The sequence below is a fragment of the Elusimicrobiota bacterium genome (assembly GCA_016788905.1).
Classification (GTDB): Bacteria; Elusimicrobiota; Elusimicrobia; order FEN-1173; family FEN-1173; genus JADKHR01.
Genome location: JAEURZ010000021.1, coordinates 1 through 15,633, shown reverse-complemented (window position 1 = coordinate 15,633; position 15,633 = coordinate 1). Strand labels below are relative to the sequence as shown.

Below are 15,633 nucleotides of genomic sequence, written 5' to 3'. Positions count from 1 at the left end.
TGGGCCTATTTCTGAGCGATAATGAAGAGCAGTGTGGTGTCCAGCATCATCCACGCGAGAGATAAAATGAGGACGATTTCAACGGCAATAAAAAAGTTGGTGGAGATGAAATCTCGGGCGGAGTTGTAGGATTGTTCAATCCGTTCCAGTTTGGTGTCGACCTCTTTGGACAGTTCATCAATGTCGAATTCCCGTTCCACGTTCTTGTAGACGGTTCTCAAATGCCAATCGGATTCGATCCCGGGGATATTGGATTGTACATTGTGCAGGCTGTCCACAATGGCCAATTTGTCTTTGACAAAGTCCATGGCCTCCCGCGAAAAAGTTTGGTAACGGTTCGGCATGGCCCAAAATTTATAGTACGGGGGGAGATCCGCCAAGAGGGATTGGGCTTGATCAATTTCTTTTTCGAGGAGGAAGTTGTAGGACCGCAAACTCCAGTAAAGGGAATAGGCCAAACGAACGAGATTAAGGATAACCTGGGATTCGGAGGAGCTGATGGCCGCTCCAAATCGTTTAATTAAGATCAGTTCATTTTCGTAATAACCAAAGTTTTTTAGTTTTTCCTGTTCGAGAACGAATTCAGAAAGCGCGTCGTAATGGGGTTCTCCGCACACCAGCCCCGTCAACGTTTTTTGGTTGTGTTTTACAAACTCCCCAGCGTTTTCAACCCCGCCTTTTTCGAACACGAAAATGGGGAAAGGACTGACCTCTTCCAGTCGACGATCGTAGGTGTGGGTGGCGAATCGCTTGGCGTGGGCAATCACTTCGTCCACTAAGGTGTGGGCCCATTTGGCAATGGGGACACCGCTGACGGTTAAAGACTCTGTTTTGCACGAGAGAGAGGCCAAGAAAGTGAGATCTTCCTCTACCGAGAAAACCAACTCCAAAAGACCCACCCCGAACTTATAGATTTGTCCGGTGACATGGACATTAAAAAAGACACGCCCCTCCAAAGCTAGGTTTTCGATCGGCCGGCGGGACACCTCTTTCGCGATGGCTTTTGCGTCGGAACCGACAAAATCAAGTTCCACTCCCATATCGAACGGAATGACAATATGAACGTTGGTTTTCATGGTAAAGCCGCCTTTCCTTAAGGTTATGCCTTTGTTCTTTTCCTGTCAATGGGAATAAAATTTCTATCCAATTTATACAATAGATCCATGAAACAATGGCTGATGGGGTTTGGGTTGATGGTCGTGGGGCTGACTGGACTTCATGGGGAAGACGGTCTCCGCATTCCTTCCGAAGGGAGTGGGACCACGACGAAGGGGGCGAAGGGAACCACGGTCCGGTATCCTTTCGGGTCTGTCCATATTCCTTCGGAATCCCTGGGGAAGAGGAAGACTGAAGTGTTTTTCCTGGGCAAACGGCACGCGAGGACATTGGGATCTTTTCGGTTCACCTACGTTTTGGCCCGAGAGAAAGATTGGATTGTGGCGCGGAACGTGCGGGTGCGGGTCGAGAATAAGGAAGAATATTTATCCCCCGTTACGGCCAAACTTCGCGAACACGAATCCATGCACGGCCGGATAAACGTGGCCGAGGCCGCGCGGATCGAAGGCGAGATGAAAAAGTTCCGGGTCAAAGAGTCCGACCCCGCGAAAGCGGAAAAGATATTAAAGACTGTTTTTCAGGGGCAGATGGATTCTGTGAAAAAACTTCACACGGAATGGGATGGAAACCACACGTTTATTCAACCTTAAAGACCCCCGATCTATAAATATCCCCAGGTGCGTAAGAGGTCCCCGTCCCGACGCCATCGGTCTCCGATGTCCGTCCGATAAAACATGTTGGGGATGATGATGTTTTTCACCCTGTTGTAGGCTTCGCGGGAGGCGTCTTCCATGGTGGGGCCGGACCCTGTGCAGACCAGCGCATACCCTGTCTGGCCAGCCAAAACCCATTCGCCATCCACCACTTTGATGTCTCCCGGGTAGAATCCTTCCGTGACCGGTTTCTTAAAAAATACGACCGCGCCCGCGGAATAGCGTTCAAACGCCGTGGTGTCCTCAAAAGGGAAGGGCGGCACCGCAATGACCACGCCCACCTGAAACCCTTTTTTGGTTCGCAGCGTTGGGGTCTGGCCCTGGGCGATGCCTTGAAAAAAATCTCCCCATCGGGACAGGGATCCTTCCATTTGAATGCTGAGTGTCGGATAGCCGAACCGAGGCGTGCATTCTAAGGGATAGATGGCCCGGGAGGTGGCGATGCAGTTGATGTCGAAATAGCCAACGAATCCCACGGCGGCCAGCCGGCTTGTCATTTTGGCAATGGTTTCCCGGTAGAGGATGCTGTCCCCATCGTAGAACATGGAGGTTCCCATCTCCCCTGTGGAAGGTCCGATGTCGTCGTTAAACATTTTTTTGTGTTCAAAGTTGATGCAAACGGGGAGGATGAATTCTTTTCCATTAAAGAATCCACCAATGGCCACTTCAACCCCAGTGGCGTATTTTTGAATCTGGAACGATTTGATCTGTCGGGCCCAGCTTTTTTTGTACCGTTCCAACATGGCCAACACATCGTGACCATCTTCTTCCTGTCCCACGTAGGAAAGCACTTTGTCATTTTGGGCTGATCCAGACGGTTTAACGACGTACCGCGCGGGATGGGTTTTCACAAACAGGATGGCTTCTTCAAAACTGGAAAAGGTCCAGTGGGGTAAAATCGTCATCCCAGCGGCTTTCATTTCTTGCTGACCGAAATCCCGATCGTCTTCCAACCGGTCCGTGTAAAGGGTGCCGCCCACCACCGCTTTCCCTTCCTTTCGCAGGGCCTCGACTTCTTTGCCGTAATCGGAATCGTCGAAAATGAGCAGGTCGGCCCACTCCTTGGCGGTTTTCCAATCGTCCACTTTTTCCACAAACCCATCGGAAACGTCTTTGTCGTGTTTGCTTTCAATAAAATATTTGACCAAGTTCCCCTCGGCCTTCAGCTGGCGGCAGAGGTCCCCGATACATCCCACTCGGGAGATGCAGAGGATACGGCGTGGACCGTTCCCGCTCAGAGGCTTGTCTTTTTCCATGGCGTCCTTACCGTATCACTTGGGTGGGGAGGAGGTCAACTTCTCCGCGAGGGATTTGGCTTTAATCAAATCCACTTTTCCGGAGGCCAGCGCGGGCCATTCATCGATTTGGAAAATCGATCTCTTATCGGGAACCCACAGTTTTGGCATCGTCGACTTTTCAAGTTTCTCATGGAGAGTGGTTACTGTTTGGAGGAGGTTGTGGATTAAAACCACGAGCCGTTCGCCTTTTTTTTCATCCGGGACGGACAACACCAAAAAACGCGCCTCCGATTCGCCGGCGAATTCCGCCAGTTTTTGTTCCACCAGCATGTGGGGCACCATTTCCCCTCCGATCTTTGAAAAACGAGACAATCGGTCGGTGATTTCGACGAACCCCTCTTCATCCACGCGGGCGATGTCTCCGGTGTTGTACCATCCCTCGTTCAAAACTTCAGCTGTTTTTTCCGGTTGATTCCAATACCCTCTCATCACGTTGGGCCCTTTGACCAACAGAAGTCCAGGGACTCCCTCCGGTTGCCGTTCGCCTGTTTTGGGATCGACAATCTTTACCGTCACCCCCGGAAGAGGACGACCCACTTTCCCTGGTTTCCATCCGGTTTGGTTTTCTGTGGCGTGCTGAACGCTCAACACGCTGACACACGCCGCGGGCGACAGTTCCGTGGTGCCGTACCCCTCTAAGATCGGTACGCCCATGGTCTCGGAGAATTCTTTAGCGAACGCGAGCGATAATTTTTCCGCTCCCGTCAAAACAAAACGGAGGGAGGCCACGTCTTCCCGGGTAAACTTTTTCACCCACATTTGGAGAAAAGTGGGGGTGGCGAGGAGGACAGACGCCCGTTCCGCTCGGATCAAATTCTTGATGGCCACCGCTTCCAAGGGACTCCGGTGGTAGGCCGCGCGACAACCCGCCAGCAGGGGCAGCCAGAGCGTGGCGGTGAACCCAAACGAATGGAAGAAGGGCAAGACACCAAGAATTGTGTCTTTGGATGTTAATTGGAATGTTTCCTGAAGGCCTTGAATGTTCGAATGAATATTGGAATGGGTGAGCATGACGCCTTTTGGCAACCCAGTGCTTCCGCTTGTAAAGAGGATTGTGGCCAAGTCCGTGGGCCCAACGTTGGAGTGGGGAACCACCATTTTTTCCACCATCCACGCCGGCATGAGTCTAAACCCGAGATAAGAGATGAGCCCCTTCAGTTTCCCGGGCCGGGGAATGTCTTCCAAGAAAACCATCCGCGGGTCGTCTCCCCATTTGAGGGCGTCCAGCATTTTGTGAGCGGTGATTATTTTCGTTACCCCCGCCTCCCGGCAAATGTGGTCAATCACTTCTCGACCCAGCGAATAATTTAAATGGACCGGCACACGTCCGTCGAAGAGGAGCCCGAGGTTCGCGATAACCCCTCCGACGCCTGGTGGGAGAAGAACGCCCACATTTTTATCAGAAGGGAGAACTTTTCGAAATTGTTTTGAAACCAAAATCGCTCCCGTGGCCAGGCGTCCGTAGGTCAGCCGAACTCCCGTGGTGTCGACCACGGCCTCTAGGCCCCATTGGCGCTGAGCTTGCCGAAAAAAGTGTTGGTGAAGCGGTTTGAGTTCTTCCAGCCGATGTTCGAAAGCGGTGCTTCCAAGTTCCAAAACCGATTGGCGAACTTCTTCGGATTTTACCGTGGGGGGGAGGGGTTTCCCGAACGATACGGTGACGGGATAGGGGATCTGGCGAGGCATTTTCCAAATAAACTGTTTTCGCTCAAAACTGAAGATGCTTCCCCACACCCGGTCTAAATGTACGGGAATAATCGGCACATCGAGGTCTCGGACGATTCGTTCAAATCCTTTTCGGAATCCGAGTGTTTGGCCCAATCGGGTGATCGCCCCTTCAGCAAAAATGCAGACCACATGGCCCTCTTCCAACCGCCGTCGGGCTTGGAGCAGAGAGGAGAGGATCCGTTTAGGGCTGTCGGATGGCGAGATGGGAATCACGTCCATGAATTTTACGAAAGGATGAACGAAGGGCCGTTCAAACATTTCCCGAAACATCATGAACCGAATCCTACGGGAGGTGGCTCCCCCCACCAGGAACGGATCCACGTATGACACATGGTTGGGGATGATGAGCGCTGGCCCGTGGGACGGAATATTTTCCAGTCCCACGACGCGGATCCGATAAATGAGGTTGGTGAGCAGGAACAACCCCAGACGGACCATCGCTTGGGGGAGATACGTCACGATGGCCACTGTTGCCAAGAGGGACAAGAGCCCGAGCACGAGAAAGATTTGAGACGGATCCGCTTTGAAAACGCGGCTCATGACCCACAGAAATACACTCGCCAGGAGAATGGCAACGAAAGAGAAGAAATTTCCAGTGGCCAGAATTCGGCCCCGTTCCTGGCGAGGGCTGCGGATTTGAATGAGAGTGTTGATGGGGATAATGAATACCCCTGCGCTGATCCCAAGGCAGAACACGTCGCCAAAGGTCCGATAAATATTGCCGTGAGAAAAGAAAAGGTCCAGGGTGAACAAACTGAGTCCGAGGGCCCCAAGGGGGATCAGGCCCAATTCCACTTTTTCATGGGACAGTCGGCCGGCCAGTAAACTTCCGAGGGCAATGCCGATCACGAGCGCGATCAGGAGGACGCCAGACACCGAATCAGAAAGTCCCATGATCTGTTTGACGTACACCAGGACGTTCAGCTGAAGAACCCCACCCATAAACCAAAACCAGCTGGAGGCAATGAGGCTCAAGCGAAGGGTTCGATCACCCCGGATGAGGTCCCAGTTGGTTTTTATGTCTGGGACGGGGTTCCACCGCAAGGGTTGGGTCGGGTTGGCGGCGGGAACTTTTTCGATCGCCCAGGCGGCCAGAAGACTTCCGATGGCGGCAATTCCTGTGAGGACGGCCACCACAGGGATTCTTTGGGTGAGGGTGGTTCCCGCGATGGTCCCAATCAATATGGCCGCGAAAGTGGCTACGTTTAGCAGGGCATTGGCCCGGGGCAGGTCCGTTTCCGGTTTAATTTCCGGCAAAAGCCCGTATTTGGCGGGGCTAAAAAAAGCGCTCTGGGTGCCCAACAAAAAAAGGCCTCCCATCAACAGGGGAACGCTCTTCAGAAAAATCCCCGCAAGGAGAAACACCACCACCCCGAGGTCCACTGTCTTGACGGTCACCACGACGCGGGTTTTGCTCCATCGGTCGGCCAACCGGCCGGCCCCGAGAGAAAACAGGAGAAAGGGTGCCGCAAAAACCCCGCCCGAAATGGGCACCAAGCTCCGGGTCGCTTCTTCCGACATCCAGTGGGTGATCAGGAGCGCAATTGTAATTTTAAAGAGATTGTCATTGAATGCCCCAAAAAACTGTGTGGTCATGAGGGCCCAAAACGATCGATTATTTTTTGCCATGGTCACTCCCTTTTGGGGTCACTTTGGAATAAAATCTTTGGGTCGCTGGGTTCTTGGGTTTGCCCAATGACGTAGCGCGGCCACGATCCGCGAGGCCGCCCGGCCGTCTCCATAAGGGTTTATAGCGCGCGCCATGCGCTTGTGGGCGGCAGGGCTGTTCAATACGTTTTCGATTTCACGTGTCACTCGATCTCGTTGGGTTCCCATCAACCGTACGGTCCCCGCACGCACCGCTTCGGGCCGTTCGGTGACGTCTCGGAGAACCAACACCGGTTTCCCTAAACTGGGGGCTTCTTCCTGGATCCCCCCGGAATCTGTGACGGTAAAAAGGCAGCGTTTCATCAGAGAGATGAGCGGTCCGTAATCGAGGGGTTCCGTTAAGCAAAAATTGGGGAGTCCTCCTAAAATCCGGCGGGCCGGTCCTTGGACGTTGGGGTTGGGATGGACCGGGTAGATCCAGTGGAGAGACGGACGCGCACGCGCTATGTGGCGGAGAGCACGGAACGCGTTTTCGAGAGGCCTGCCAAAATTCTCACGGCGATGGGCGGTCACCAAGACAAAGGGGTTCTGGGCCGCCCGTTCCACCGCGTTGGGGAGGAGGGCGGGCCGGTCTTTGAGCCGAGCGAGTCCTTGGTGGAGCGCGTCGATCCCCGTGTTTCCAGTAATACAGATCCTGTCCCGGCGAACGCCTTCGCGGAGCAAATTCTTTTTGGACAGGGCGGTGGGGGCGAAATGAAGGAGGGCCACGCTGTCCGTGAGTTTGCGGTTCATTTCTTCCGGAAAAGGGTTGGTGTCCTCATGGGAGCGCAGTCCGGCTTCCACGTGCCCCACCGGAACCTTTTGATAAAACGCGGCCAGGGTCGCCATCAGCGCGGTGGACGTGTCCCCGTGAACCAAAACCAGGTCTGGCCGCTCCCGCTGAAAAACCGGTTCAAGACCCGAGAGGGCCCGTACTGAAATGTCGGTTAAACTTTGTCCGGATCGCATCAGCCCGAGATCGTGATGGGGTCGGATGTCAAAGAGGCGGAGAACTTGATCCAACATGTCCCGGTGTTGGGCGGTGACGATGATGCGGGGGTTAAATTCCCGCGGTAAAGATTGAAGGGCCAAAATGAGCGGCGCCATTTTAACGGCTTCTGGGCGAGTCCCAAATACGAGGGCTATTTTTTTGCGTGTTTTGTTCGTCAGACTTTCCCCCTGAAAAATGTGAGCAACAGCGCGGTCATGGAAAGCAAAAGAGTGATCACGTACACCAGCAAGACAACTTCTCTTTGGGTCCAGCCCAGCGCCAACAGTTGGTGATGGAAATGGCCTCGGTCGGCCACCATAAGTCCTTGGCGTTGACGCGCGCGGCGAATGAGAGTGAAGGTCACATCCATCACCGGAAGCGCCACCACCAGGATGGGAATGATAAGGGCGATCACCGCGCTGGTTTTTAAGGTTCCAATAATACTGATGGTCCCCAACATGAACCCGAGAAAGAGCGCGCCGCCGTCCCCCATGAAAACCCGGGCGGGGTTAAAATTGTAGATTAAAAACCCCACACACGCCCCACACACCGCGGCGGCTAAGACGGAGGCCAAATTGAGTTGTTTCGCGTAAAGAACGATCTTGGTGTCCGCTTGGAGGAGGGCCACGAAGAGAAACGTGCCCGCGGCAATGGCGCATATTCCGCCGGCTAACCCATCTAAACCGTCTGTGAGATTGATGGCGTTCATAAATCCCAGAAGCCAAAAGAGGGTGATGAATTGGGAGAGCAAAAGGGGGAACGTGACAAACCCGAATCCCGGGAGGGCCAATCCCGCCATGCGCACTCCATACATCATGGCAATGTAGGCGGCGATGATTTGGGCCAACAGTTTCACCACGGGGGGGAGGGACCGGCGGTCGTCCCACATCCCCAACACCACACAGACAAGTCCCCCCAAGAGGACCCCTGTAAGTTGGGCTTTCAGGCTGAGGATTCCTACGGTTTCTCCTTCTTCAATAATTCGGAAGCGGTAATCGAGGAGTGTGAGAAACCAGGGAGCGAAAAGGGCTGTGGCGCCCAGCCCTAGAAAGACGCCTCCCGCAATCGCTCCGCCCCCCCATCGGGGGGTAGGTTTGGCGTGAACTTTTCGTGGGTCCGGAAAATCCATGACGCCGAACCGGCGGGACAGTCCCATAAAAACCGGAACCAAACAGGCGGTTCCGGCAAACGCCATGAAAAACGCGAGGATTTGGGCGCGGATCACGCGGTGTTCTCTCCCCAGGTCGGTCGGGGGGTGAAACGAAAACCTAAAGTCACGCCTTTTTTAACCGATGGGCGTAGAGCGGAAACTTTTTAGTGAGACCCAAAACGTTCTTCCGAATTTTGGTGAGCTGTTTGGGGTCGGACCGGAACTCCATGGCTTCATTGATCCACCCCGCGACGATTCCCATTTCTTTTTCTTTCATCCCCCGAGTGGTAAGCGCGGGGGTTCCCAAACGGACACCGGAAGTCACAAACGGTTTTTCTGGGTCAAAAGGAATGGTGTTTTTATTCACCGTTATCCCCGCTTGCCCCAAAACCGATTCCGCTTCTTTTCCCGTAATGGATTTGGATCGCAGGTCGATGGTGAGCAGGTGGCAGTCTGTTCCCCCCGCCACAATACGGAACCCGTGCTGGGTCAATGCCGTTGCCAAGGAGCGGGCGTTGGCAAGAACCTGGGTTTGATATTTTTTAAAGTTGGGTTTCAGGGCTTCTTGAAACGCCGCGGCTTTGGCCGCGATCACGTGCATCAGGGGCCCCCCCTGAACACCGGGGAACACAGCCCGGTCAATGTCCTTGGCGTATTTTTCTTTGCACAGAACCACTCCACCCCGGGGGCCCCGGAGCGTCTTGTGGGTTGTGGTTGTTACGAAATCCGCCAGGGGGACTGGGTTGGGGTAGAGCCCCGCGGCCACCAATCCCGCGTAATGGGCAATGTCCGCGAAGAGGAAGGCCCCCACGGAATCGGCGATGGCCCGGAGTCGGGCCCAGTCAATGATTCGGGAATAGTTGGAGGCCCCAGAAAGGATTATTTTGGGTCGATGTTCTTTGGCCAGTTCCGCCAGCCGATCGTAATCGATTTGTTCTGTTTCCGGGTGAACCCCGTAAGAGACCACTTTAAAATATTTCCCAGAAAAGTTAAGTGGGTGGCCATGAGTCAGATGTCCGCCGTGGGCTAACTCCAATCCCATGATCGTGTCGCCCGGTGTTAACATGGCCAAATAGACCGCCATGTTGGCCTGGGAGCCAGAATGGGGCTGGACGTTGGCATGTTCCGCACCAAAGAGGGACTTCACGCGCTCGATGGCGAGGGTTTCGGCCTTATCCACTTCTTCGCACCCACCGTAGTAGCGTTTGCCGGGATAGCCTTCGGCATACTTGTTCGTGAGGACGGATCCTTGGGCTTCCATCACCGCTTCGGACACATAATTTTCCGAGGCGATCATTTCCAGCCCCTCTTCTTGCCGCTTGGTTTCGCTTTGGATCGTCTTGTAAAGTTTCGGATCCGATTTCTTGAGAAAGCTCATGTGTTTCCTCCGTTTCAAATACCCCATCAAAAGGGGGGATGTCATCATAAAAATCGCAATAATTCTTTTTTCTTGATGGCGCCCTCTCGGACGAGGGTCCAATGGGTACTGGCAACGTTGATGACGGTAGACGGAATCCCTCCAGGACAAGGGCCAGCGTCCACTAAAATATCCACACGTCCGCTGAAAAACTGTTGGGCTTCATGGCCTGAAACAGCTTCGGGTTGGCCGGATCGATTGGCACTCGTAACCGCCAGGGGCTGGCCCATCTTTTTAAGGATCGCGAGGGTCACGGGATGGTCGGGAATTCGGATCGCCAGGGTGTCCTTCCCACCGGTGGTCCACTGCCCTAGCGAGGAGGTGTTAAAAACAACGGTGAGCGGGCCGGGCCAATATTTCTCCAACAATTTGACCAAGCGTTTTCCCGGGCGCTCCACCAGGGCCAGGGCTTGGTCAATGTCCGCCACTAAAAAAGGAAGTCTCTTCTTATACGATCGTCCTTTCAACTGATAGATCCGTCGTACGGCTTGGGGGCGAAACACGCTGGCCGCTATTCCATACACCGTGTCCGTTGGGAAAACGGCCACGCCTCCCTTCGCCAAGAGGGCTGTCGTTCGTTCGACCGCCGCCCGACTGATGCGACGCGCCTGGACGTAAAGGAGGTCCGTCTTCAATCGGACCAGGTTACGTGGTGTAGTCGGCGTTGATAGCAATATATTCTTTGGAATAGTCGCACGTGGCGTAGCGGCTCCAGGCTTTTCCCTGGTGGAGATCAATGACGATGGTGACCCTGTCTTTTTTTAAGATCGAGTGAACGAGTTTTTCTGAATAATCTGTTTTGCCCCCGTTTCGGCACACCCGCACGTCCCCAATGGTCACGTCCACTTTGCGGGGGTCAAAAGGGACTCCCGCTCGCCCGATGGCCGCCAAAATTCTTCCCCAATTGGGATCGGCCCCGTGAAGCGCGGTTTTGAAGAGCGCGCTGGTGGCCACGGTGGCCGCGAGCTGGTGGGCGTCTTTTTCATTTCGCGTTCCCTGGACAAAGATCCAAGCCACCCGCGTGGCCCCTTCCCCATCGGCCGCGATTTGGGTGGAAAGGGAAAAGGCCACCTCTTCTAACGCGGAGTGAAACGCTTTGAGATCTTTTGGGGAATAAGGACGAAGGTCCCCGTTGTCCAACAGAAAGAGGCTGTCGTTGGTGGAGGTGTCTCCGTCCACGCTGACACAATTGAACGTTTTCTTCGTGACGGCGGACAAAGTCTTTTGGAGGACCGCCGATGGGAACCCGGCGTCGGTCAGAATCACCGACAGCATGGTGGCCATATTCGGATGGATCATCCCGGCCCCCTTCGCGCAGCCCCACACGGTGTGGGTTGTTTTTCCGACTCGGAAAGAGGCGCGGGCGGCTTTCGGCCGGGTGTCTGTGGTCATGATGGCGCGGACCGCGTTTTCTGTTGAGGGCGGCACGTTGGTTTGAAGAGCGCCCGCGATCGATTCAATCCCCCGGGCTAAGGCCGGCCGGGGTAAATGACGCCCGATGACACCGGTCGATGCCACCAGGATGTCACGGGTCTTGAGTCCTATCCCAGCGGCCAAGGTCTTGGCCGTCCACTCCGTGTCCGCCATTCCTTGGGATCCGGTGCAGGCGTTCGCGCAACCGGAATTGATGACCACCGCCCGCGCTTGAGCCGAGGCCTTGAGTTTTTTTCGGGAATAAAGGACGGGAGCGGCGCTGAAAAGGTTCGTGGTGAACACGCCCGCCGCCCGGGCCGCCCGATCCGAATAGAAAAGGGCCAGGTCTTTTTTCCCCGGAACAGACGAAACGCCACAACGAAAGCCAAACAGGCGAAACCCTGTTGGCAAATCGCTGTTCTTAAGCGGAACGATGTTTCCCATGGTTAGCGTCGTCGCGGCCCCCGGTTCCGGCGTGTTTGTTTCCGGCAGGTGGGGCAGCGTTTAGGTTCAGAAAGCCCTCGTTCCGTAAAAAACTTTTGTTCCCCTTCTTCAAAGAAGAAACTGCTTTTGCATTCTGCGCAATTGAGTTTTCGATCTTTTGATACACCCGCCAAACGTTTAATCCAGGAGATCAGTCCCATAGGTTCCCTCTTATTTTATTCCCAGGGCCTCCGAGAGGCCGAAGAGAAGATTCATGTTTTGCACCGCCTGGCCCGACGCGCCCTTCACCAAATTATCGAGCGCGGCCAACACCACCACCCGGCGATTTCGTTCATCAATGGTCACATTGATGTCCACGTAGTTCGTCCCCGCGGTGTCTTTCGTCTGCGGCCATCGTCCCTCCGGAAGAATTCGGAGAAACCGTTCCCCCTCGTAATCTTCTTCGAAGGCCTGCCGCACCGCTGCTGCTGTCATTTTTTTCTTGAGCGTTCCGTAAGCGGTGACCAAAATACCCCGGGTCATAGGCACCAGGTGGGGCACAAAGGTCAGCGATGTTTTGCTCCCGGATTGGTCCGCCAACACTTGTTCGATTTCCGGCACGTGGCGATGTTTGGCCACAGAATACGCTTGGAAGTTCTCCGTCACTTCACAATACAGATACATCGGATCCACCTTTCGTCCCGCCCCGGAGACACCGGACTTTGCGTCCACCACCACGGACCCGGGGACCAACCATTTCCGTCTCAGCAATGGGGCTAACGCGAGAATCGTTGTGGTGGCGTAGCACCCGGGGTTGGCAATGAGGGGAGCCTTTCGAATTTCCTTTCGGTAAAGTTCCGGAAGACCGTAAACCGCCTTCTTGAGAAGTGCCGGAGACGCGTGTTTCACTTTGTACCACGCTTCATACGTCTTAACGTCTTTGAGCCGGAAATCCGCGGAAAGGTCCACCGCCCGTTTCCCCTGGGCAACGAAATCTGCAATGTCCTTGCTCCCCACCCCATGGGGCAGGGCAAAAAAGGCCACGTCACAGTCTTGGGCCAACTGATTGGCGTTAAAGGATTCCAAGGGGAGGTCCAAGCGGTTTCGAAGAAAGGGATGTATATCGGAAAGATTTTTGCCGACCCGGGAAGAGGAAGTCACGTGATTCACGCGAGCTTCTGGATGAGCCACAAGTATTTTAAGTAATTCACCACCGGTATACCCCGTGGCGCCTACAACCGCAACGCGAATCATGGTATTTCTCCCAATTGGGGGGCAACGATCACTGTGATCTCACCCAAAATTTTCGTTCGTTCTCTTAGCACCGTCCGAACCTCAGAGAGTCGGCCCCGGATAAATTCCTCATGAATCTTCGTCATTTCCCGAGCCACAACCGCGGGAACGTCCCCGAATACCGATTGAGCGGCTTCGAGGGCCGCTACCACACGGTGTGGGGATTCATAGAATACCACAGTACGGTGGCGCCCGGCAGACTCCAATTCCCGTCGAAACCGACCCGGCCGCCGAGGAAGAAATCCTAAAAAGGAAAACTGGTCCCAAGGTAACCCGGACGCCATCAAAGCCGTTAACAAGGCGGAGGGGCCCGGAATGGGAACCACCGGAATTTTTCGTTCCACCGCCAGGGCCACCAACCGCCCCCCGGGATCCGAAAGCCCGGGCGTCCCCGCGTCCGTCACCAGCGCTAAATGATCCCCTCCCGCCAATCGATCCAAAAGACGGGGAGCCTCCCGCGCGTGGACATGGTCATCGTAGCGAATCAGCGGTCGATCGATCCCCAGGTGTTTAAGAAAAAGCCCCGTTCGCCGCGTGTCCTCCGCCACGATGGCCGACGCCAAGGAAAGGGATTCACGGGCCCGATCCGTTACGTCTTTCAAATTCCCAATGGGCGTCGCCACCAGGTAAAGGGCCATTGGGAATTTCGTGGACCGCTGGATTTACTTCTTAGGGGTTTCGGCGGAGATCAGAAGTTCCACCCGACGATTTTTGGCGCGCCCCTCCGCTGTCGTGTTTGGAGCGACAGGGTTCGAAGACCCCTGGCCCACGGCTTCCACAACGGAAGACGATAGCCCCCGGGTGATCATGGCCAGGCGCACCGCCTGGGCTCGGCGTTCCGAAAGTCGTTGATTTTGTGCGGTGGTTCCCGTGCTGTCCGTATACCCAACAACCACCAAACGGTTTTCAGGATATTTTTTGAGAATGTCCGTTATTTTTTCGATGTTCTCGATAGCGGCCGATTTTAAATCAGCTTTCCCGGAATCAAAGAGGAGACTGTCCTTGAGCGTGGTGACAATCCCATTCTCCGTGCGCCGCGTTTCAGCCAGGGCTTCCAATTCCCGCGCCTGACGGTCAAGGCGATTTCCAACACCCGCACCCAACAACGCTCCAATGCCAGCCCCAATGGCCGCGCCCTGCCCCTTGTTCCCCGATTGATGGCCAATCACGGCCCCAACCCCGGCACCGACAGCCGCTCCCGTTCCCGCCCCGATCGCCGTCTTTTTCCCCGGAGAAACACACGCCGTAACTAAAACCAACAGGGTAAAAAGTGAAAGAGTTTTATTCAATGGGTTTCTCCAATAGTTTTTTTAAATACCCCGCCATTTTATCAAAACCACGCATTTTAGGGGCACAAGGATAGGGGACGTTGCATTTATTGTATTAAACTATTCTCCCAACCACGCCAACCAATCCGAAGCCCGTTTTTCTCCTCGGCGAGCTGATTGATATATTGTTATCGGTTTCATCCCCGTCGCGCGGACCAGGTCCCCCCCACTGCGCTTAAACTTTTTGACCCACAGGTAGGACAGGCCTTCCCGGGCCAATACCACACTTCGCTCCTTGCTCCCTCCAGAAAGAGAAGAGACCGACACCCCCATTTTATGGCACGTCAGCTCAATCAATTGTTCAAGAGACCATTTGACCATCAATCTCTTATGTTCTACGGCTTCTCTCTCCGCTTCCTTAAGTAGCTTCCCGACAAAATCACTGTCCCCCAATATCCGTTCATCGGAGCAATACTTTTCTCGCCCTTTGCGAAGTGATTCTACCGCTGACCAGCCGCCCATGCTTCGGATAAGACCCCCACCCTCCAAGTTTTTTGGTATGGGTTTTCCCACTCCCTCTGCAATAAATGCCCGATATTTTCGGATAGCTTTCTCTTCTGATTTTGAAAATCGACTTAACACTTCCTTCGTATTCTGCCATCCCCTTTTCATGGTTCCATTAAGGACCGCGTGACCCGTCAAAGGCGAATGTTCCAAATCCTTCAATGAACCAACTATCTTTGCCCGAAGTGGATTGAGGTGAATATATCGAACGAGCTCTAAAAGATATGGATCTTCCTCACAGAGAATGGACTTGAATCGATTTTGAAAAAGATGCCCCGTCCGATGGTGAGTTCGATTGAAATATCCAGCGTAACCTGTCATAAGACTTCTCATGGAATGGGAAAGCGGTGTGGCCGTTGACCGCACTAATAAGTGAAAGTGGTTGGGCATTAACGCCCAGGCATAAATCAAGAACCCCTTCACTTCCACCAGTTTTTCCAAGCGACTCAGAAAGTCTTCTTGGTCTTCTCTCCGCAAAAAGATGGCCCGCCGTTCAATTCCACGCCCCATGACATGGTGCAACGCCCCCGGGACATCCAATCGCGCTTGTCGTGGCATAGAACAAATTTACTTATTTAATACAATAAATGCAACGTCCCGTGAGTTCAAAGTGCCATTGCACCAAGCAGATATGAAGACCTGCGCTAAAATAGGCAGGTATGAAACCCTACA

General features: G+C 54.2%; 14 protein-coding genes. 1 reads left to right on the top strand and 13 read right to left on the bottom strand.

What is annotated here, in order from left to right:
* Window positions 1–5: 5 nt before the first annotated feature.
* Window positions 6–1,076 carry a hypothetical protein gene (locus tag JNK54_08970; GenBank protein ID MBL8024395.1) on the bottom strand — a complete coding sequence of 357 codons (1,071 nt, stop codon included), beginning with the start codon at window positions 1,074–1,076 and terminating at the stop codon, window positions 6–8.
* An 87-nt stretch (window positions 1,077–1,163) separates the two neighbouring features.
* On the opposite strand from JNK54_08970, the gene JNK54_08965 reads away from it, so the two are divergent.
* A complete protein-coding gene (locus tag JNK54_08965) occupies window positions 1,164–1,706 on the top strand; it encodes a DUF922 domain-containing protein (protein ID MBL8024394.1) in 543 nt (180 codons plus the stop codon).
* 11 nt (window positions 1,707–1,717) lie between these two features.
* Here the strand turns inward: JNK54_08965 and JNK54_08960 are convergent, their stop codons facing one another.
* The 12 genes from JNK54_08960 to JNK54_08905 all read right to left on the bottom strand — a co-directional run bounded on the left by JNK54_08960 (window position 1,718) and on the right by JNK54_08905 (window position 15,519).
* A complete protein-coding gene (locus tag JNK54_08960; GenBank protein ID MBL8024393.1) occupies window positions 1,718–3,025 on the bottom strand; it encodes a phosphoribosylamine--glycine ligase in 1,308 nt (435 codons plus the stop codon).
* 15 nt (window positions 3,026–3,040) lie between these two features.
* Window positions 3,041–6,424 carry an MFS transporter gene (locus tag JNK54_08955; protein MBL8024392.1) on the bottom strand — a complete coding sequence of 1,128 codons (3,384 nt, stop codon included), beginning with the start codon at window positions 6,422–6,424 and terminating at the stop codon, window positions 3,041–3,043.
* Window positions 6,425–6,442: 18 nt separating this feature from the next.
* On the bottom strand, window positions 6,443–7,549 hold the full coding sequence (gene wecB, locus JNK54_08950) for a UDP-N-acetylglucosamine 2-epimerase (non-hydrolyzing) (GenBank protein ID MBL8024391.1): 1,107 nt from the start codon (window positions 7,547–7,549) through the stop codon (window positions 6,443–6,445).
* Between the two features lie 59 nt (window positions 7,550–7,608).
* Window positions 7,609–8,658 carry an undecaprenyl/decaprenyl-phosphate alpha-N-acetylglucosaminyl 1-phosphate transferase gene (locus tag JNK54_08945; protein ID MBL8024390.1) on the bottom strand — a complete coding sequence of 350 codons (1,050 nt, stop codon included), beginning with the start codon at window positions 8,656–8,658 and terminating at the stop codon, window positions 7,609–7,611.
* A 49-nt stretch (window positions 8,659–8,707) separates the two neighbouring features.
* Window positions 8,708–9,961, bottom strand: a complete 1,254-nt coding sequence (locus JNK54_08940; GenBank protein MBL8024389.1) for a serine hydroxymethyltransferase — start codon at window positions 9,959–9,961, stop codon at window positions 8,708–8,710.
* Window positions 9,962–10,005: 44 nt separating this feature from the next.
* Window positions 10,006–10,635 (bottom strand): threonylcarbamoyl-AMP synthase, encoded by a 630-nt coding sequence (locus JNK54_08935; GenBank protein ID MBL8024388.1) that lies wholly within the window; start codon window positions 10,633–10,635, stop codon window positions 10,006–10,008.
* 10 nt (window positions 10,636–10,645) lie between these two features.
* Entirely contained in the window at window positions 10,646–11,857 is a 1,212-nt protein-coding gene (gene argJ / locus JNK54_08930) for a bifunctional glutamate N-acetyltransferase/amino-acid acetyltransferase ArgJ (GenBank protein MBL8024387.1), read from the bottom strand.
* 2 nt (window positions 11,858–11,859) lie between these two features.
* Entirely contained in the window at window positions 11,860–12,057 is a 198-nt protein-coding gene (locus JNK54_08925; GenBank protein MBL8024386.1) for a zinc-ribbon domain containing protein, read from the bottom strand.
* Window positions 12,058–12,067: 10 nt separating this feature from the next.
* Window positions 12,068–13,090, bottom strand: coding sequence for an N-acetyl-gamma-glutamyl-phosphate reductase (locus JNK54_08920; GenBank protein MBL8024385.1), 1,023 nt, complete (start codon window positions 13,088–13,090; stop codon window positions 12,068–12,070).
* Window positions 13,087–13,767, bottom strand: coding sequence for a 16S rRNA (cytidine(1402)-2'-O)-methyltransferase (rsmI, locus tag JNK54_08915; GenBank protein ID MBL8024384.1), 681 nt, complete (start codon window positions 13,765–13,767; stop codon window positions 13,087–13,089). The genes JNK54_08920 and rsmI overlap by 4 nt, the downstream gene beginning before the upstream one ends.
* Window positions 13,768–13,791: 24 nt before the next feature.
* Window positions 13,792–14,418 carry an OmpA family protein gene (locus tag JNK54_08910; protein ID MBL8024383.1) on the bottom strand — a complete coding sequence of 209 codons (627 nt, stop codon included), beginning with the start codon at window positions 14,416–14,418 and terminating at the stop codon, window positions 13,792–13,794.
* Window positions 14,419–14,517: 99 nt separating this feature from the next.
* Window positions 14,518–15,519 (bottom strand): transposase, encoded by a 1,002-nt coding sequence (locus JNK54_08905; GenBank protein ID MBL8024382.1) that lies wholly within the window; start codon window positions 15,517–15,519, stop codon window positions 14,518–14,520.
* Window positions 15,520–15,633 lie beyond the last annotated feature (114 nt).